At 72.4% G+C, this 18,613-nt stretch carries 14 protein-coding genes; 5 read left to right on the top strand and 9 right to left on the bottom strand.

Features of this window, described 5'->3' with window-relative positions; genetic code table 11:
• Positions 1-144: 144 nt before the first annotated feature.
• The 4 genes from INP57_RS08105 to INP57_RS08090 are packed head-to-tail and all read left to right on the top strand — an operon-like array spanning position 145 to position 4,708.
• On the top strand, positions 145-1,623 hold the full coding sequence (locus tag INP57_RS08105) for a flavin-containing monooxygenase (RefSeq protein WP_200069485.1): 1,479 nt from the start codon (positions 145-147) through the stop codon (positions 1,621-1,623).
• A gap of 48 nt (positions 1,624-1,671) precedes the next feature.
• Positions 1,672-3,354 carry a GMC family oxidoreductase N-terminal domain-containing protein gene (locus tag INP57_RS08100; protein WP_200069484.1) on the top strand — a complete coding sequence of 561 codons (1,683 nt, stop codon included), beginning with the start codon at positions 1,672-1,674 and terminating at the stop codon, positions 3,352-3,354.
• 23 nt (positions 3,355-3,377) lie between these two features.
• Complete coding sequence (locus tag INP57_RS08095) at positions 3,378-4,001, top strand: acetoacetate decarboxylase family protein (RefSeq protein WP_200069483.1); 624 nt, start codon at positions 3,378-3,380, stop codon at positions 3,999-4,001.
• Between the two features lie 47 nt (positions 4,002-4,048).
• Positions 4,049-4,708 carry a thiaminase II/PqqC family protein gene (locus INP57_RS08090; protein ID WP_200069482.1) on the top strand — a complete coding sequence of 220 codons (660 nt, stop codon included), beginning with the start codon at positions 4,049-4,051 and terminating at the stop codon, positions 4,706-4,708.
• A 286-nt stretch (positions 4,709-4,994) separates the two neighbouring features.
• On the opposite strand, the gene INP57_RS08085 is transcribed toward INP57_RS08090, so the two are convergent.
• The 6 genes from INP57_RS08085 to INP57_RS08060 all read right to left on the bottom strand — a co-directional run bounded on the left by INP57_RS08085 (position 4,995) and on the right by INP57_RS08060 (position 12,912).
• On the bottom strand, positions 4,995-5,612 hold the full coding sequence (locus INP57_RS08085) for a TetR/AcrR family transcriptional regulator (RefSeq protein WP_200069481.1): 618 nt from the start codon (positions 5,610-5,612) through the stop codon (positions 4,995-4,997).
• 236 nt (positions 5,613-5,848) lie between these two features.
• Positions 5,849-6,241 (bottom strand): DUF2237 family protein, encoded by a 393-nt coding sequence (locus INP57_RS08080; protein ID WP_200069480.1) that lies wholly within the window; start codon positions 6,239-6,241, stop codon positions 5,849-5,851.
• Between the two features lie 136 nt (positions 6,242-6,377).
• Positions 6,378-7,121 carry a decaprenylphospho-beta-D-erythro-pentofuranosid-2-ulose 2-reductase gene (dprE2, locus tag INP57_RS08075; protein WP_200069479.1) on the bottom strand — a complete coding sequence of 248 codons (744 nt, stop codon included), beginning with the start codon at positions 7,119-7,121 and terminating at the stop codon, positions 6,378-6,380.
• A gap of 24 nt (positions 7,122-7,145) precedes the next feature.
• A complete protein-coding gene (locus INP57_RS08070; RefSeq protein WP_200069478.1) occupies positions 7,146-8,903 on the bottom strand; it encodes an alpha/beta hydrolase family protein in 1,758 nt (585 codons plus the stop codon).
• 110 nt (positions 8,904-9,013) lie between these two features.
• Entirely contained in the window at positions 9,014-12,181 is a 3,168-nt protein-coding gene (locus INP57_RS08065; RefSeq protein WP_200069477.1) for an AfsR/SARP family transcriptional regulator, read from the bottom strand.
• Between the two features lie 275 nt (positions 12,182-12,456).
• The gene (locus INP57_RS08060; RefSeq protein WP_200069476.1) at positions 12,457-12,912 is read right to left on the bottom strand and encodes a MarR family winged helix-turn-helix transcriptional regulator; all 456 of its coding nucleotides are present in this window, start codon (positions 12,910-12,912) and stop codon (positions 12,457-12,459) included.
• Between the two features lie 159 nt (positions 12,913-13,071).
• On the opposite strand from INP57_RS08060, the gene INP57_RS08055 reads away from it, so the two are divergent.
• Entirely contained in the window at positions 13,072-14,259 is a 1,188-nt protein-coding gene (locus INP57_RS08055) for a 4-hydroxybenzoate 3-monooxygenase (protein WP_200069475.1), read from the top strand.
• A 22-nt stretch (positions 14,260-14,281) separates the two neighbouring features.
• On the opposite strand, the gene INP57_RS08050 is transcribed toward INP57_RS08055, so the two are convergent.
• The 3 genes from INP57_RS08050 to INP57_RS08040 are packed head-to-tail and all read right to left on the bottom strand — an operon-like array spanning position 14,282 to position 18,412.
• The gene (locus INP57_RS08050) at positions 14,282-15,934 is read right to left on the bottom strand and encodes a long-chain-fatty-acid--CoA ligase (RefSeq protein WP_200069474.1); all 1,653 of its coding nucleotides are present in this window, start codon (positions 15,932-15,934) and stop codon (positions 14,282-14,284) included.
• Between the two features lie 31 nt (positions 15,935-15,965).
• On the bottom strand, positions 15,966-17,090 hold the full coding sequence (gene metX / locus INP57_RS08045) for a homoserine O-acetyltransferase MetX (RefSeq protein ID WP_200069473.1): 1,125 nt from the start codon (positions 17,088-17,090) through the stop codon (positions 15,966-15,968).
• Positions 17,090-18,412: a bifunctional o-acetylhomoserine/o-acetylserine sulfhydrylase gene (locus INP57_RS08040; RefSeq protein ID WP_200069472.1), complete on the bottom strand. Its 1,323-nt coding sequence runs from the start codon at positions 18,410-18,412 to the stop codon at positions 17,090-17,092. The genes metX and INP57_RS08040 overlap by 1 nt, the downstream gene beginning before the upstream one ends.
• Between the last annotated feature and the right edge of the window lie 201 nt (positions 18,413-18,613).

Genomic DNA, 18,613 nt, shown 5'->3' with positions numbered 1-18,613 from the left:
TGCGCTCGGTGCCGGTGAGGCCAGTGCCCGATGAGTCCGGTGTCCGAAGATGTCAACGATCTGACCGCCGGGGTCAGACCGGTGCGGGCGGCTGCGGCTTAGCGTGATCTCCGAACTGCAGCGCACGAGCCCCAGGAGTCCGCGATGGCACCGATCCGCCCGCCGCATGTTGCCATCATCGGCAGTGGTTTCGCCGGTATCGCGGTGGCGGCCGAACTGCGCCGCGCCGGGTACACCTCGTTCACCATCTACGAGCGGGCCGCTCGCGTCGGCGGTGTGTGGCGGGACAACACCTATCCGGGAGCCGCCTGCGACGTGCCGTCGCACCTGTATTCGTTCTCGCACGCGCGGGAACCGCGCTGGCGGTTCCGGTTCGCCCGGCAGCCGGAGATCTTGCGGTACCTGCGCCGGTGCGTCGAGCACTACGGGCTCACCGACCACCTGCGGCTCAGCACCGCGATCGTGGCCGCGCACTACGACGAGCAGCAGTGCCGGTGGCGGTTGCGGACCGAGTCCGGCGAGCAGGTGCAGGCCGACGTGCTCGTACCCGCGGTCGGCCAGCTCAGCGAGCCGCTGGTGCCGGATCTGCCGGGCCGCGAGGAGTTCGCGGGCCGGGCGTTCCACTCCGCGCGGTGGGACCACGGCTGCGAGCTGGCCGGGAAGAACGTCGCGGTGGTCGGCACCGGCGCGAGCGCGATCCAGTTCGTGCCCGAGATCGCCGAGCGCGCCGCGAAGCTGACGGTTTTCCAGCGCTCCGCACCGCACGTGGTGCCCCGCCCGGACCGTCCGTACCGGCCGCGGCACGAATTCGCGTTCCGCCGCGTTCCGGGTGCGCAACTGCTGGGCAGGCTCGGAGTGTGGTTGTTCTTCGAGTTCGCCGGGCGCGGGATGACCACCGCGCAGCCGATCGGCCGCGCGTTCACCGCCGTGGCGCGCAGGCACCGCGCAGCGCAGCTCGCTGAAGCCGAGACGGCGGAGGGGATGACCCCGGACCACGCCATCGGTTGCAAGCGGGTGCTGTTCTCCAGCGACTACTACCCGGCGTTCAACCGGCCCGGAGTGCGGTTGGAGCGCGAGTCGATCGAGCGGGTCACGCCCAGCGGCATCCGGACCGCGGACGGCATCGAGCACGACGCCGACGTGCTGATCTTCGGCACCGGCTTCGACGCGCAGCACTTCCTCTCCTCGATCACGGTGCGCGGCAAGGGAAACCGGCTGCTGAGCGAGGAGTGGGGCGACGGCGCGCGCGCCTACCTGGGGATGTCGGTGCCGCAATTCCCGAACATGTTCCTGATGTACGGCCCGAACACCAACCTCGGATCCGGTTCCATCGTGCACATGCTGGAAAGTCAGGCGCGGTACGTGGTGCGCGCGGTGCGGGAGATCGTGCGCCGGAGCGGCGCGGCGTTGGAGGTGCGCGCCGAGGCGGCCGAAGAATTCGACCGCGAGATCCAGGAACGGTTGCAGCACAGCGTGTGGACGACCTGCTCGAGCTGGTATCGCGGTGCGGACGGGCGGATCAGCACGAACTGGCCCGGTTCGATGGCCGAGTACCGGCGCCGCACCCGGCGGGTGGCGCTGGACGACTACCGGGTCCTGAGCCCGGGTGCCGTGCAGTCCTGACCCCCCGCCGAGTGTGTCCACAGTGGTGAAACGACAGCGAGGTTGCGCATGGCCGACTACGACGTGCTCGTCATCGGATCCGGTTTCGGCGGCGGGGTTTCCGCGCTGCGGCTGACCGAGAAGGGCTACCGGGTGGGGGTGCTCGAAGCGGGCAAGCGCTTCTCCGACGCGGACTTCCCGAAGACCTCCTGGCGGGTCCGCGACTACCTGTACCTGCCCGCGCTGGGCTGCTACGGCATCTTCCGGCTCAACCTGCTCAAGGACGTGCTGATCCTCAGCGGCGCCGGAGTGGGCGGCGGTTCCCTGGTGTACGCGAACACGCTGTACGAACCGCCGAAGGAGTTCTACCGGCACCCGCAGTGGGCCGGGATCACCGACTGGGAGCAGGAACTCGCGCCCTACTACGACCAGGCCAAGCGGATGCTCGGTGTGACCCGCAACCCGCGCGACACACCGTCCGATGAGGTCATGCGGCGGGTCGGCGAGGAGCTCGGCATCGGCGACACCTACCACACCTCCCAGGTCGGGGTTTTCTTCGGCGAGCCGGGGGAAACCGCCGCCGACCCCTTCTTCGGCGGCGCCGGACCGGACCGCAGCGGATGCATCCACTGTGGAGCTTGCATGACCGGGTGCAGGCACGGCGCGAAGAACACCGTGGCGAAGAACTACCTGCATCTGGCGGAGAACGCGGGCGCCGCGGTGCATCCGATGACCACGGCCACGACGGTGCGGCCGCTGCCGGACGGCGGGTACGCAGTGGACACCGTGCGCACCGGTGGCCGATTCCGCAAGCACCGCAAGACCTTCACCGCAGACCAGGTGATCTTCTCCGCCTCCGCGCTGGGCACCCAGAAGCTGCTGCACCGGATGCGCGACGAGGGCGTGCTGCCGCGCATTTCGGCCAAGCTGGGCGTGCTCAGCCGCACCAACTCCGAGCAGATCCTCGCCGCCCGCGCGAAAGGGTCCGAACGCGACTTCAGCGAAGGAGTCACGATCACCTCGTCGCTGCACCCGGACTCGACGACGCACATCGAACCGGTCCGCTACGGCAAGGGCAGCAACCTGCTCGCCCTGCTGGAGGCGTCGCTGGTGGACCCGAAGCCGGGACGCAACCGCCTGCTGCTGGGATTGCGGCACATGCTGCGCAACTGGCGCGACCTGCCCACGTTGCACAACCCGCGGCGCTGGTCGCAGCAGGCGATCATCCTGCTGGTGATGCAGGCGGTGGACAACTCCCTGACGCTGCGCAGCAAACGCGGCCTGTTCGGGCGAAGGCTCACCAGCGAGCAGGGCGGCGGTGAGCCGAACCCCACCTGGATCCCGGCCGGGCACGACGCGGCCCGCGCGGTCGCGCGCGACATCGGCGGCGTACCGGCGGGCAGCTGGGCCGATCTGGCCAACGTGCCCATCACCGGGCACTTCATCGGCGGCTGCGCGATCGGCGCGGACGCCGAGCAGGGTGTCGTGGACCCGTACCATCGCCTCTACGGCCATCCGGGGCTGCACGTCGTGGACGGCTCCACGATCTCGGCCAACCTCGGGGTGAATCCCTCGCTGACGATCACCGCGCAGGCAGAGCGGGCGATGGCGCTGTGGCCGAACAAGGGCGAACCGGACCGCCGCCCGGAACTCGGCGAGCCGTACCAGCAGGTCCCCGCGAGCACGCCCGGCCGCCCGGTCGTGCCGGAGGCCGCGCCGGGCGCACTGCGCCTGCCGGTCACCCCCGTCTGAACGCCCAGAGCTTGGAGGCATCGATGACCTATCCGCCCGAACCGTGGAACATGCGCGCCAGCATGCACATGTCGCTGTGGCCGGTGCCCGCGTTCGAGCTGCCGGATGTCCCGGCCGGGACCGAGCCTGCGCTGCTCGGCGGTTCCGGGCTGGTCGGCACCGCGTGGCTGGTCTACGGGCCGGGTTCGGTGCTGGAGTACAACGAGCTGCTGGAGGCGGTGCTGGTGCGCCACGACGGCCGCCCGCACGTGACCATCACGAAGATCTGGGTGGACAGCGCCGCGTCCAAGCAGGGCGGCCGCGAGCTCTGGGGCATCCCGAAGGAGCTGGCGCGGTTCCGGCTGCGTTCGGCGACCGGGCAGGCCGGCGAATCGCGGGTCGCGTCGTTCGCTGCGGACGGCATCGCCTCGGCCGGGTTCACCCGGCTGGCGAAGCTGCCCGGGAACTGGCCGTTCGACTACCAGCTCGCGCAGACCCTCGACGGCCGGCTCAAGATCAGCGGTTTCCACGGGTCGTCCCCGGCGGGCCTGTGCACCGCGTCCTGGCGGTTCGAGGCGAGCGGCCCGCTGGCCTGGCTGGCGGGCAGGCGGCCGCTGGCCAGCGTGCAGCTGCGGGACGTGTCGTTGCGCTTCGGCGACGAGAACTGAGGGTTTTCTGATCAGCGGCCGGTGCGCGGCGTGCGATCATCGCGGTCATGACTGGCTCCGCTCGTGCGCTGTTGGACTCGGTGCAGCAGGACCTCGCCCCGCGTGAGGGCGGCAACCGGCTGGTCCCGCTGGTCCGGCACGGCAACGCCCCGCGTGCGGTGCCTGCCGCGCTGGCCGCTGAGGAACACCGCATCGTGCCGTGCGACTGGCGCAGCTTCCTGACCCTGTCGGCCCGCGCCACCGACCGGCCCACCCGGGAGTTCTTCGCCGGGCTCGCCGCGGGCGAAGGCGCCGCGCTCAACGCGCTGCCGAAACTCGCCCGCGCGCTCGGGTGGGACGACGACGAGGTGGCTGCCTACCGCCCCGCAGCGGGCTGCCAGGCGTACCCGGCGTACATGTCGTGGCTGGCGCTGCACGCCGAGCCCGCCGACGCGGCGGTCGCCATCGTGTCGAACTTCGCGGCGTGGGGCGGGTATTGCGCCGAGATCGCGCACGGCCTGCGGTCGCACTACGGCTTGTCCGAACAGGACTGCGAGTTCTTCGACCTGTTCGCGCACCCCGCTGCCGGGGCCGCCGAGCAGGCCGAAGCGGCGGTGCAGGCCGGGCTCGACGCCGGGAAGTTGACCGAGTCCACCGCCCGCGAGCAGGCGCGCCTGTTCCAGGAGTTCGAGCTGATGTTCTGGAACACCCTCGCCGACGCGGGCTAGGTTCCGCGCACGAACCGATCCCTGCGCAGCGCCTGGCCCGCAGCGCGGCCACCCCCAGCGGCTCAGGTTCAGCTCCTCGTCCGGCCCGGGTTCGCCGAACGCGGCCAACGTGGGATGCAGTCCCGCCGCGCCGAGCGCGATGTTGCCACCCAGCCACAGCGCGTCGAGGGAGTTGCCCGCGTCGTAGGTGCCGCTGAGCTGTTGCAGCACGCAGGGGTTGGACCGGGCGGCCCCGCGGATCCGCACGTCCGTGCGGCACAGCCACGCCGTAGGACACTATGGACGGTCATGCCACCAGCGCGCGCACCAGATCCGCCAGCCCTGCCTTGATCCGTTCCGGCTGCATCCCGGCGATCTCCCGCTGGTAGGTCACCATGCCGGCGCCGAGCGGGGCCAGCAGCGCGTCCGCCAGGTAGTGCTCGTCCGAGCCCGGCCTGGCCTGCCGCAGCAGCTCGGCGAGGTGGCGGTGATGCACCGCGTAAGCCCCGCTGAGGTACCGCGCGTGCGGGGTGTTGTGCTCGGCCAGCAGCAGCAGCGCCGACTGCTCCTCGACCCGGGCGACCAGTGCGTGCAGGAACGCGGTGATGCGCTCGGCGGCCGCGGCGCCGGGTCCGAGCGGCGGAGCGCCGCGCAGGAAGGACTCCTGGAACTCGCGTTCCCGCTCGTCGAGCAGCGCGTAGGCCAGCCCGGCGCGGTCGCCGAACCGGCGGTAGACGGTGCCAACGCCGACACCGGCGGAGTGCGCGACCTCCTCCATGGAGAGTCCTTCGACGCCGCTGGTGCGCACGATGTCCCGGGCCGCGTCCAAGATCCGCTTGCGGTTCCGCGCCGCATCGGCCCGTTCGGCGGGCTGGGCGCGGGGGAGGCCGAGCACGGGGTCGCCGGACGGCTGTTCGGCTGGCATCCGCGCTCCTCCTCGCCTCCGGTGCGTCCGGACCAGTCTGCCGATCGGCGAGCGCCGAACCAACCCGCCGCACGCGCGCGTCGCGAACATCACCGACCGGCCGCGCCGAGCGAGAACGGCGCCGGAACACGGCCGACTGCGGCCGGGAACGACTCCGACCGCCCCCGGACCACCTCAGCCACCCGGCGCAGCGCGGGCGAGAACGGTGCCCGCCCGGTGCCGGGACTCCGGCGAGTTCAGATCAGCGCGCTCGGATCGGCGGGCACGTCCACGGAATGCTCACGCAGCGCGCTCAGCGGAACGACTTCGGTGGTGTCGGCGTGCGTGGCGGCCAGCAGCACCGGCGGTGCCACACCCGCCTCGTACGCCTCCCGCCAGCGGTCGGCGCACACGCACCAGCGATCACCCGGTTGCAGGCCGGCGAACCCGTGCTCGGGGCGCGGCGTGACCAGGTCGTTGCCCGCTTCCTGCTGCTGCACGAGGAATTCGGTGGACACCACCGCGCAGACGGTGTGCCTGCCGACGTCCTCGGGTCCGGTGGAGCAACATCCGTCCCGGTAGAAGCCGGTGAGGGGATCGGTGCCGCAGGGCTCCAGCTCGCCACCGAGCACGTTGCGTTCGGTCGTCATGAGGACACCTTCATTTCCCACACCTGTCGGCTCTGGCCCGGCCCGGCCCGACGTGCCTGCGGCCTGGCCACCCAAGTGTGGCGAGAACCGCCGAATCCGTCCAGTACTGGCGGTTTCGGCGGCTGTGCGGGGATTTCTAGCGCGGCATCCGGCGCCACACCGCCCGCGGCGCGTACCGCAGCACGCCGAAGAGCACCCGCAGCGCGAACGGCACCCACACCTCGTTCCTGCCGCGGCGAAGCGCCCGCGCGGCCGAGTCCGCGACCTGATCCGGGGTGCTGGAGAACGGCGCGGGCGACATTCCTTCGGTCATCCGCCCGATCACGAACCCCGGCCGCACCACCAGCAGGTGCACACCGGTACCCGCCAGAGCGTCGGAGAGCCCGCTGGCGAATCCGTCCAGGCCGGCCTTGGCCGAGCCGTACACGTAGTTCGCCCGCCGCACCCGGACCCCGGCCACCGAGGAGAACACCACGATCCGCCCGCGTCCCTGCGCCCGCAGCAGCGTCGCCAGGTGGGTCAGCACCGTCACGTGCGCCACGTAGTCGGTGTGCACGATCGACATCGCGTGCTCGGCGTCGGTCTCGGCCCGCTGCTGATCGCCGAGGATGCCGAACGAGACGATCACGTCGTCGATCGGGCCGTGCCGCTCGGTGATCTGGTCGAGGACTTCCCGGTGCCTGCCGGTGTCGTCGGCGTCGAACTCGACCCGTTCGACGTGGTCCGCGCCCGCCTGCCGCAGCTCGCGCTCCTGCTCGTCGAGGTCACCGCTGCGCCGGGCGGCGAGCACGACGGTGCGCGCGCCCGCGTCCACCAGCCGCCGGGCCAGTGCCACGCCGATCTCGCTGCGCCCGCCGAGGACCAGAACCGTTCCGCTCATCGCGGCCAGTCTGCCCGACGGTGATCAACGGCTCCCGGGCGAGGGTGCCGTGCCGCCCCGGCAGAAGCTCACGATCCGCTCCCGCAGCGCGCCCGAGGTCGCCGCGGCCACCCCGCGGTGATCACCGGCGACCTCGAAGTAGCGCAGCTCAGGACCGGCCGCGCCGAGCCCGGCGACCGCCCGCCGCAGCTGCCTGGCTCGCTGCACGGGCACCACCTCGTCTTCGACGCCGTGCACCAGCAGCAGGGGCGAAGTCACCGAGGTGATCGTGCGCGGCAGCTCGTCGTCGGCGAGCAGCTCCGGTGCCAGCGCCGCGCACCCCGACCACAGGTCCGGCGCGGTCCCGGCGGCGCGCAGCGCGATCCGCCCGCCGTGCCCGCCACCGATCAGCATCGACCCTGGCAGGCCCGGGCGCTGCGAACGCAGGTGGTGCCCGAGCGAAAGGATCTCGGGCAGGCCCGGCGCGCCCCACGCGCCGTTCTCGTCGCGGTGGTTCGCGGCGATGACCGCGACCCCCACCGCGGCCAGGTCCTGGAACAGCGGGTGGAATTCCCACCGCCACACCGCGTCTTCCAGCGGGTGCAGCGCGAGCACCAGGTGCGAGCAGGATCGCCACTGGCCGCCGCCGTAGACGATCGCCTCGATGCCGCCGCCCAGCCGCAGCAGGTCGGCGGAGGCCCACGGCGGCAGCTCCGAAGCCTCCGAGTCCTCCGGCAACGTCGAGCACGCCCCGCTCGGCGCCAGCGTGACCAGCGTCGACGGCCGCGCCGGCGAGGAGAACGGCACGCGGACCACCTTGCCGGGCAGGCAGGCGCGGTCCCCGGTGCTGCCCGGCGGCAGCGACAGCGGAGTGAGTTTGTCCTCGCGCGGCGCGTAGAGCTCCAGCGCGGAAAGCGCCCCGGAGTCCCGCCGCAGCAATACCCGCTGGCCGCCGCCGTCCACCGCCAGCGGGACGTGCGCCGAGGTCAGCCGGTCCGGGAAGCGCACCGTGCTCGCCCCGTCCAGCACGACCCAGCCCAGCCGGTCGGATCCGTCCGCGGTCGAGCGCACCAGCAGCAGCTTGGAGCCCTGGTGGTGCAGCAGGATCCGGTCGTCGCTGTCGGACGACAGCGAGAACAGCGGCTGCCAGGACCCGCGGCGCAGGTCGACCAGCACGCCTTCGACCCGCCGGTCCGGCCGGGTGAGGTTCAGCGCGAGCAGATCCGCGTCGGTGTCGAGCCACACACCCCCAGAGGCGGCACCAGGCAGCCGCACGAGTGGCTCGACACCGGGCGGGCCGTCGGTGATCCGCCAGACGGCACTCCGCTCCCGGTCCTCCCGGGCGATCAGGAAACCGAGTTGCGCGGCCGACGGGCTCGCCAGCAGGTAGCCCTCCTGGGCGCGCACCTGCCCGAGCAGGTGCGAGCGGGCGGCGGCCGTGTCGATCAGTTCCAGCTCGGCGAGCTCGTGATCCGTCGTCAGCAGCAGCACGCGGCCTTCGCCGAGCGGTGTGGCCTGCGCGGACGGGTCGACGACGGTGCCCCGGTGCAGCGCGCGTGCAGTGCCGTCGCGCTGCTGCGGGAAGCGGGATGCGCGGGAGTGGGCCGGGCGCGTGCCGAGGGAGCGGGACCGCAGGCTGTGCGGCCGTGCGGACCGGTTGGCGGTGCCGAAGTCCCACAGTTCGAGGGTGGAGATCTCCTCGCTGGTCCGGACGCACGCGACTTCCCGGCCGTCCGGGGAGAAGCCGAAGTTCGACCTGGACACGGCCAGCGAGGCCGGCCGGATCGGGGCGGGTGCGCTCATCGGCGCCCCGGTTCAGCGGGATGCACGCCGCGAGGCTAGGAAATCGCAGTTCAAGACGGTTTAAGGTTTCCTTAGAAAACGGCCGGAGGCACCCGGAAGTGTGGCCGCTGCTACTCGGAAGGGTGATCGGGGCGCCGGGTGCCGGAGACTTCCGGGAACGGGCGCGGCGCTACCGAGATCTCCCGCATCCGCTCGCCGTAGATCTCGTAGCGGCGCCGCGCCTCCCCGAACCGCTCCTGGCGCAGCAACGTCTCGACCAGGTCGAGGTGCGCCTCTTCGTCGTACGGGTCGTCCCGCAGCAGCCGCAGCGCGAACCGCGCGACCCGGTCGGCGTCGCCTTCGTCGCGCAGCCGCCGGGTCAGCGCCCGCAGCAGCGCGGTGTGCGTGGTGCGCAGCTCGTCGGCCAGCGGGGCCGCCCAGTCCTGGTACGGATCGTCCTCCAGGAAATCGCCGGTGTAGGCGGCTTCGGCGGCCAGCAGCAGCTCGGTGACCTCGTCGTGGTCCTGGCGGTGCGCCTCAAGCGCGCGCTCGGCCTGGGCGGCGAAGGACTCCACGTCGATGCGCACGTGCCGCGGGTCCAGCCCGACCGTGCCCGCTTCGCTGGTCAGCAGCACCGACCCGGCCGCAGGTCCGCGGGAGGCGAGCACGTCGCGCACGGTCGAGAGCAGTACCGACAGCCGGTTGCCAGCCCGGACCGGCTCGACCTCCGGCCACAGCAGCTCCATCAGTTCTTCCCGGCGCACCGGCCGCCGCTTCGCCACCAGGATCTTCAGCAGGTCCCGCGCTTTGCGGGACTGCCACGACGCCTTCGGCACCGGGCGCCCTGCGTGCTCGACCTGGAACACTCCCAGCGCGTGCAGCGCGACCGGAGGAGCCAGGTGCGCGACCGCCGCCAGCGGTCCGGCGGCGGTGCGGGAATCCGGCACGATGCCGTGTTCGCGCAAGGTGCGCTCGGCGAGGTCGACCGTGGCGGGCACCCCGTCGCGGGCCGGGCCCAGCCGGTGCCGCAGCAGCAGTCCCTGCGCTTGCTCGATGCCGAAGCCGCCTTCGCGCCAGATCTGCACGGCCTCGTCGAGCGCCCGTCCGTGCTCCAGCGGATCCGGGGAGGTCACCGCGGTCAGCGCCAGCGCTTCGGCCAGGCCGGGCTCGTCGCCGCGCGCCCGGGCACGTTCGGCGGCCAGCGCGGCGTCGGCGCGGGCCATCTCGGTCGCGCCGGTCTCCCACCAGATCCAGCCGCGGGTCAGCAGCGCGCGCACCTCGTGCAGCAGCTCGCCGAGGCTGATCGCCCGCTGCGCGGATCGGAGCGCTTCGTCCGGGTCGTCGACGACTCGCACTCGTGCGAGCCCCAGCAGCGCCGAGCTGGTGCCGAGCAGGTCCGGTCCGGCCAGCGCGAGCGCTTCTTCATAGGCGGAGCGGGCGCGTTCCAGCCGCCCGCGTTGGCGGTGCACGTCCCCGCGCACGCACAGCGACCAGGACAGGAACCGCGAGCCGTAGCGGCGGAAGACGTCGCATGCTTCGTCGTGCGCCACGATCGCCTCGTCGAACCGGCCGAGCCGGGCCAGCGCCGCGCCTCGCTGGGTGAGCGCGTGCGCCCGCAACAGCGGTTCACCGTGTTGTTCGGCGATGCGCAGCGCCTTGTCGGCGTGCTGCACCGCTTCTCCGGGCGAGCCGCCCTCCACCAGGTGCAGCGCCCGGACGACGTGCAGCTGGGCGAGCCGGCCGTCCGGAGCGTTCTCGGTGGCGTCGAACCAAGCGGTGACGGCACCCCGGTGATCTCCGCGCGCGGCGTTCAGCACCGCGCGAGCGCCGTGCGCCACTGCGGAGATCTGTCCGGCGCCCGGAATTCCGCGGCTGCGTTGCGCCACGTCCACCGCTTGTTCCGCGAACTCGGCGCCGCGCTCGATCTCGCCGATGAGGCGGTGCGCCACCGCTGCCACCGCGAACACCCGGGCGGTGTCGGGGTCGCCGTCGACGGGAGCGGCGGCCGAACAGGCAGCCAGCGCTTCGCGGGGTTCGCCGCGAGCGAGCGCACCGGCAGCGATGCGCCACGCCAGGCCCGGCTCGCCCGGATCTCCCGCGTGCCGCCACCGCCGCGCAGCTTCCGCCCAGCGGCCGCGGATCTGGTGGGCCTGCCCGGCGATTCGGGCCAGGGACACGTCTGCGCGCTCACCGAGCAGCGCGTCCGCGTCCAGCACCGCGTCGACGTGCCCGGCCTCCAGCAGCGCGGGCCCGGACTCGTGCAGCAGCGCCGCGCAGCCGTCCGCGTCGCGTGCGGTGACCAGGTGCCGCAGCGCCTGCCCCAGCCTGCCTTCGCGGCGGTGCTCTTCGGCGGCCTGCAGGTGCAGTTCCGTGCGGGCTTCGGCGGTGACGACCCGGGATTCGGCGAAGAACTCCGCCAGCGGCGGCACCAGCGACCAGCGCCCGAGCCCGGCCGGACGCAGCAGTCCGCGCCTGGCCAAGTCGGTGAGCACGTCGCCGGACTCCGCCGCGGTGGCTTCGCCGAGCACGGCCAGCCGGTGCAGCGCGTGCCGCGCCGGTTCCGGTTCGCCGTCCAGCACTTCTTCGGTCAGGTACGGGCGGAAGTGGTCGGCGGGCAGCGCCTCGGCCGCGCGGGGTTCCGGCACCGCGCGCAGCGATTGCACTGCGCGGCAGACCGCGGCCGGCCAGCCGCCGGTGCGTTCGTGCAGTGCATCGGCGAGTCCGGGCGGTTGCGCGCCCAGCGCTGTGCGCAGGAGTTCGGCGATCTCGGAGGGGGCGAGGGCCAGCCGGGCCGCATCGATCTCGGTCACTTTGCCCCGCCCCCGGAGCCGTTCCAGGGAGAACGGGGGATCTTGCCGGGACAGCAGCACCAAGTGCAGCCCGGACGGGGCGAGGCGGCAGAGTTCGGCGAGCGTTCGCGCCGTCGGTTCGTCCACTTCGTGCAGCTCGTCGATCACCAGGTGCAGGGTGCTGCGAAGTGCGCCGAGCCGGTCGCACGCCTCGGCCGCATCGCGTACCGGCGCGGCGTCGCCGGCATGGTCCGCATCCGCGGGCAGCGCCGCGCGGGCGAGGTCGCCCAGCAGCCGTTCGGCATCCCGGCCCGATCCGCTGGGCGCCCACCAGAGCGCATCGGCACCGGTCGACTCGGCCCACGAGCGGACCGCGGTCGTCTTGCCCCAGCCGGCCGCTCCGATCACCAGGCACACCAGGTTGCGGGTGGCCGCCGCCAGCGCGTCGTCGAGGTCCGGGCGCGGTACCTGCGCCGAACCTGGCGCCGCGACGGGGTCAGGACGTCGCATCACACCTCCCACCTGCGCTGATGTCGCTCATGGTGAGATCGGTGCCGCGGCGCTGCCGGATGCGCGCGAACGGCGCTGAAACCCTGCGTGCCGAACCGGGCGAGCCGTTCGCCGGATCGTGCCTGCGCGTCGCAGGCGCTACTGCGCGATGGAGTGGCGGCCGCGTTCTGTTCGTGGCCGTACCGGCAGCGCCGGTGCCGCGGTTCGGGTGAACCGCGGCGGCGACGGTCACCTGCTCAGGTGGGGCCTCTTGACGGGAACCGGTTCGGGTGGCGTCAGCTCCGGGCCGTTCCGGGATCGCGGATGCGTTCGCCCGCCTCGGCGACGCGGGACAGCAGCGCGAGCAGCTGCTCCCGCTCGTCTCCCCGCAACGGGGTCAGCAAGATCTCGATCATCCGCTCGGTGCGGCGCACCAGGTTCTCGTGCGCGGCTTGCCCGGACTCGGTCAACCGGAGCACGTTGCGCCGCCCGTCCGCGCTGTCCTTGGTGCGTTCGACCAGCCCGCGCCGCACCAGCCGCGCCACCACGTCGGCGGCGGTGGAGCGGTCCAGCGCGACCCGCTCGGCCAGCGTGCGCTGGTCCCGTTCCGGTTCTTCGGCGAGCCCGTTGAGCACCGCGAACTGGGGCGGCGTGATCTCCTCGGAGACCGCCGCGCCCCACAGCATGGTGTGCACTTGCTGGACGCGCCGGAACAGGTGCCCGGGATGCGTGCCGAGATCGATGGGTCCCACCCGGCCATTGTGCTTGATCGGACCGATGATCCGTGCACGGATCGACTCTTGATCGAGGCAGCGGAAATCGGACAGTTGACAACGGATGTTGCAGGCTGGACGGTGTTAGCCAACTCATCCGTACACGGATTAAATTCTCCGGCGCCGAGGGAGCTGTGGATGCGCACCAGCGTGGCCATCATCGGAGCGGGACCGGCCGGACTGCTGCTGGCCCGGCTGCTGCAGCGGCAGGGCATCGACTCGGTCGTGCTGGAATCCCGCTCCCGCGAGCACGTCGAGCACCGCCAGCGCGCCGGGATCCTGGAGCAGGGCACCATCGACGTGCTGCGCGAATGCGGCGCGGGGGAGCGGATGGACCGCGAGGGCCTGCCGCACGACGGCATCGAACTGCGCTTCGGCAGGGCCGGGCACCGCATCGACATGGCCGCGCTGACCGGCGGACGGCAGGTGATGGTCTACGCGCAGACCGAGGTCGTGCGCGATCTCGTGGCGTTGCGCCTGGAGTCCGGCTCCCCGGTGCTGTTCGAGGCGGAAGCGCTCGCGGTGGAGGGCGCCGAGGGGGAGCAGCCCAGGGTGCGCTACCGGCACGACGGCGCCGAGCAGGTCCTGGCGGCCGATTACGTCGTCGGAACCGACGGTTTCCACGGTGTGGCGCGCAAATCCATCCCGACGGAGCGGGTGCGGACCTACGAGCGCACCTATCCCTACGCGTGGCTGGGCATCCTCGCTTCGGTGCCGCCGTCCACCGACGAGCTGATCTACGCCAATCACGAGCGCGGCTTCGCGCTGCACAGCATGCGTTCGACCCAGGTCAGCAGGCTGTACCTGCAAGTGCCGCCGGACACCTCGCTGCAGGACTGGCCGGACGAGGAGATCTGGGCGGAACTGGACCGGCGCTTCGAGGTCGACGCGGACTGGAAGCTGCAGCGCGGGCCGATCACCGAACGATCCGTGACGCCGATGCGCAGCTTCGTGTCCGAACCGCTGCGGCACGGGCGGTTGCTGCTGGCCGGCGACGCGGCGCACATCGTGCCGCCGACCGGGGCGAAGGGGCTCAACCTGGCCGCAGCGGACGTGACGCTGCTGGCCCGCGCGCTGGGCTCGTCGCTGCTGCGCGGTGACGACGCCGAACTGGACGCCTATTCGGACACCGCGCTGCGGCGGGTGTGGCGGGCCGAGCACTTCTCGTACTTCATGACCACGCTGCTGCACACCGACCCGGCCGCGGACGACTTCGGACGCCGGTTGCAGCTGTCCCACCTGGACTACGTGGCAAATTCGACGGCGGCCGCCACCTCGTTGGCGGAGAACTACGTCGGCCTGCCGCTGCCCGCCGGGCCTGCGTGACTCGTTCCGGCTCCAGGTCGGTTCACCGGGCGCGGAGTTCGCGGCGCAGCAGCTTGCCGGTGGTGGTTTTGGGGAGTTCGTCGAGAACTTCGACCTCTCGCGGGTACTTGTAGGCGGCCATCCGCTCCTTGCAGAACGCCACCAGTTCTTCCGGGGTGGCGCGTTGGCCCGGGCGCACGCTCACGTACCCCTTCACCGTCTCGCCCCGGTACGGGTCGGCGACGCCGACGACGGCGGCTTCGCGCACCGCGGGGTGCTCGTAGAGCACGTCCTCGACCTCGCGCGGCCACACCTTGTAGCCGCCCGCGTTGATCTGGTCCTTCTTGCGGTCCACCAGGTAGAACCAGCCCGCGGCGTCCATGTAGCCGACGTCGCCGGTGTGCAGCGCGCCGCCGGGCAGGGCGTGCGCGGTCTCCTCGAGCTTGTTCCAGTATCCCGGCACCACCTGCGGGCCGGAGATCACCAGCTCGCCCTCCTCGCCGGGCGGCAGGTCCGCGCCGTCCTCGCCGACGATCCGCACGTCCGTGCTGTAGACGGGCACGCCGACCGAGAGCGCACCGGATAGCTCGTCGACCGGCGACTCGGCGTGGAACGGCTGGGCGTGCGTGGCCGAGGAGGTCTCGGTGAGCCCGTAGACGTTGTGGATCCGCTGCCCGAATTGCTGCTCGAACGCCTGCACCGTGCTCGGCGGGATCGGCGCGCCACCGGAGTAGATCTTGCGCAGGCTGGTGAAGTCGTCCTTGCTCGCGCCCGGAGCGTTCATCAGGGCGATGAACACGGTGATCGCCCCGACGGTGAACGTCGGCCGGTGCTCGCGGATCGCGTCGACCGCGGCGGTGGCCTCGAACCGGTGGGTCAGCACCAGCGGTGCCGGCGTCAGCAGCGCCAGCGCCAGGTGCCCGACCATCCCGGTGATGTGGAACATCGGCGCCACACCGAGGATCACGTCGTCGGCGCCGACACCGATCCAGTCCCGCCACACCCGCGCGTCGAACACGATGTTGCCGTGGGTGTTCATCGCGCCCTTCGGCGGGCCGGTGGTCCCGGAGGTGTAGGTGAGCACGGCGACGTCGTCCGGGCCGGGCGAGACCCGCGGCGGGCGCCGGCCGCGGTGCGCGGCGATCAGCCCGGCCATGTCCTCGGTGCCGGTGGGCACGGTCTCGATCGGGTCCGGTAGTGCTCGCGGGTCGCTGCGGGTCTGGTACTCGTGCTCGGAGGTGGTGATCGTCAGCTCCACCGGGCTGTCCGGCAGCACCGCGGCGCCCACCGATTCGTACAGCCCGCGCAGCGCCACCAGGACGCGCGCTCCGGAGTCGGCCAGCAGCAGCGCCAGCTCGCGGTGCCGGTTCATCGGGTTGATCGAGACCGCGATGCAGCCGGCCTTCCAGGCGCCGACCATCGCGATGCCGAACTGCGGCACGTTCTGCAGGTAGAGCGCGACCCGATCGCCGGGCGAGCAGCCGCGCTCCAGTAGCGCGCAGGCGAAGGCGTCGGTGAGTTCGTCGAACTCGCGGACGGTGAGCGTCCCGTCGAAGTAGTGGATCAGCGGGAGGTCCGGGTGGCGGCGCACGGAGTCCTGGAACATCTCCAGCGCGTTCGGGAACTCGGCGGCGACGTCGTGCGGCTGCCCGGCGTCGTAGCGGGCCAGCCACGGGCGTTCGTCGTAGGTGCTCATTGCCACACGGTTGGCCTCGTCCGCGGTGAAGTCAAGACTCGGCCAGCAGCTCCCGCAGCAGCGCTCCCACCTGATCGTTCTCGGTGAGGAACCCGTCGTGCCCGGCCGCCGAGCGCACCACCCGCGCGGGGCCGCAGCCCGGCAGGCCGTCGGCCAGGGCGCGCTGCTGGGCGAGCGGGAACAACCGGTCGCTGTCCACCCCGGCGACCAGCACCCGGGCGCGAACCCGGCGCAGCGCGGCGGCGACCCCGCCGCGGTCCCGGCCCACGTCGTGCGCGGACATCGCCCGCGTGAGCGCGACGTAGCTGGCCGCGTCGAACCTGCGCACCAGCTTGTCAGCGTGGTGGTCCAAATAGGACTCCACCGCGTAGCGGCCGGCCGGCTCGCCGTCCTGGTGCTCGGCGGCGAACCGGTCCTGCAGCTCCTGCGGGCTGCGGTAGGTCAGGTGCGCGATGCGCCGCGCGATCCCGAGCCCGGTGTGCGGCCCGCGCCCGGCGGGCAGCTGGTGGTAGTCGCCGCCGAGCCAGTCCGGATCGGCGCGGATCGCGTGCAGCTGGGCCGACGACCAGGCGATCTGCTCGGCCGAGGAGATCGCCCCGCAGCACAGCAGCAGCGCCGAGCCGACCCGCTCGGGCTGGTCGACCGCCCACTCCAGCGCCCGCATCCCGCCCAGCGAACCGCCGAGCACCGCCGCCCAGCGGCGCACGCCGAGCGCTTCGGCCAGCTCGACCTCCGCGCGCACCATGTCCCGCACCGTGATCATCGGGAAGCGGGAGCCCCACGCCCGCCCGTCCGTGGCGTTCTCCGCCGGGCCGGTGCTGCCCTGGCAGCCACCGAGCGCGTTGGGCGCGACCACGAACCACCGGTCGGTGTCCAACGCGCGGCCCGGTCCGACCAGCTCGTGCCACCAGCCGGGGCTCGGATGCCCGGGCTCGGCCCGCCCGCGCACGTGGCTGTCGCCGGTCAGCGCGTGCAGCACGAGCACCGCGTTCGAACCGTCCGGGGCGAGTTCGCCCCACGTCTCGTAGGCCAGCCGGGCACCGGTGAGCTTCCCGCCCGCGGCCAGCGGCAACGGCGCCAGCCGGACCCACTCGCGCCGTCCCGGCGGGTGCCCTTCCCGCCACGCGCCGGTGGCGGGAAGGGCCGGGACGATCATCAACCCTCCAATTCGGCTTTCGCCGCTCGGAACGCCGCTTCGAGGTCGGCCTCCAGGTCTTCGACCGACTCGATGCCCACCGCGAGCCGCACCAGCCCCGGCGGCACGCCCGCGTCCAGCTGCTCCTGCTCGGAGAGCTGGCTGTGCGTGGTGCTGGCCGGGTGCGCGATGAGGCTGCGCACGTCGCCGAGGTTGACCAGGTGGCTGAACAGCGAGGTGCCCTCCACGAAGGCCCGCCCGGCCGCGACTCCGCCGCGCAGCTCGAACGAGACGATCGCGCCGAATCCGCCGTCGAGGTACCGCTTGCCCAGTTCGTGCCACGGGCTCGACGGCAGGCCCGCGTAGTGCACCTTCTCCACCTCGTCGCGGGCTTCGAGCCATTCGGCGAGCCGCTGGGCGTTGCGGTTGTGCCGCTCGATGCGCAGCGACAGCGTCTCCAGCCCTTGCAGCACCAGGAAGGCGTTGAACGGCGAGATCGCGGGTCCGAGGTCGCGCAGCAGCTGCACCCGCAGCTTCGCCGCGAACGCGCCGTGCCCGAGCGCCTCCCAGTACTTCAGCCCGTGGTAGCTGGGATCCGGTTCGACGAATCCGGGGAACCGCGCTCCGTTCGCGCCGAAGTCGAACTTCCCGCCGTCGACCACGACGCCGCCGACGGCCGTGCCGTGCCCGCCGAGGTACTTCGTCGCCGAGTGCACCACGATGTCCGCGCCGTGCTCCAGCGGCCGCAGCAGGTACGGCGTGGTGACCGTGTTGTCCACGACCAGCGGCACACCGGCCTCGTGCGCCACGTCGGCCACCGCGCGCACGTCGAGCACGTTGCTGCGCGGATTCCCCTGGGATTCGGCGAACAGCAGCTTGGTGTTCGGCCGCACCGCCGCGCGCCACGCCTGCGGATCGTCGAAGTCGTCGACGAAGCTGACCTCGATGCCCAGCTTCGGCAGCGTGTGGTGGAAGAGGTTGTAGGTGCCGCCGTACAGCGAGGCGCTGGAGACCAGGTGGTCCCCGGCCTGCGCGAGGGTGAGCACGGTCAGCGTCTCGGCGGCCTGCCCGGAGGCGACCGCGACCGCTCCGACGCCGCCTTCCAGCCGCGCGACCCGCTGTTCCAGCACGTCCTGGGTGGGATTGTTGATGCGGGTGTAGATGTTGCCGGGCTCGGCCAGGCTGAACAGGTCCTGCGCGTGCTGGGTGTCGCGGAAGACGTAGGAGGTGGTCTGGTAGATCGGCACCGCGCGGGCGCCGGTGGCCGGGTCCGGTGCGGCACCGGCGTGCACCTGCTGGGTCTCGAACGACCAGGCGGACTCGTCTTGCGGTTCAGCGGACATGCGGACTCCACAGTGGACTTCGGGCGCGACGGTTCGCGCCGGATTGGGAACGCGCCGCGAAAGGCGGTGCGATGAGCTGGAAACGCGCGGAAATTCCGCTCAACAGGCGGATCCGAGCGGTGAAAGGAGCGAGCTGCGTCAGCCGGCGCGACAGGCGCTGCTGATCACGCGCAGGAGATCGACGTGCTTACGCATCACAAG

This window comes from Saccharopolyspora galaxeae (assembly GCF_016526145.1).
GTDB lineage: Bacteria > Actinomycetota > Actinomycetes > Mycobacteriales > Pseudonocardiaceae > Saccharopolyspora_C > Saccharopolyspora_C galaxeae.
Note: the sequence above shows the minus strand (reverse complement) of the source record. Positions and strands in the feature narration are given on the sequence as shown.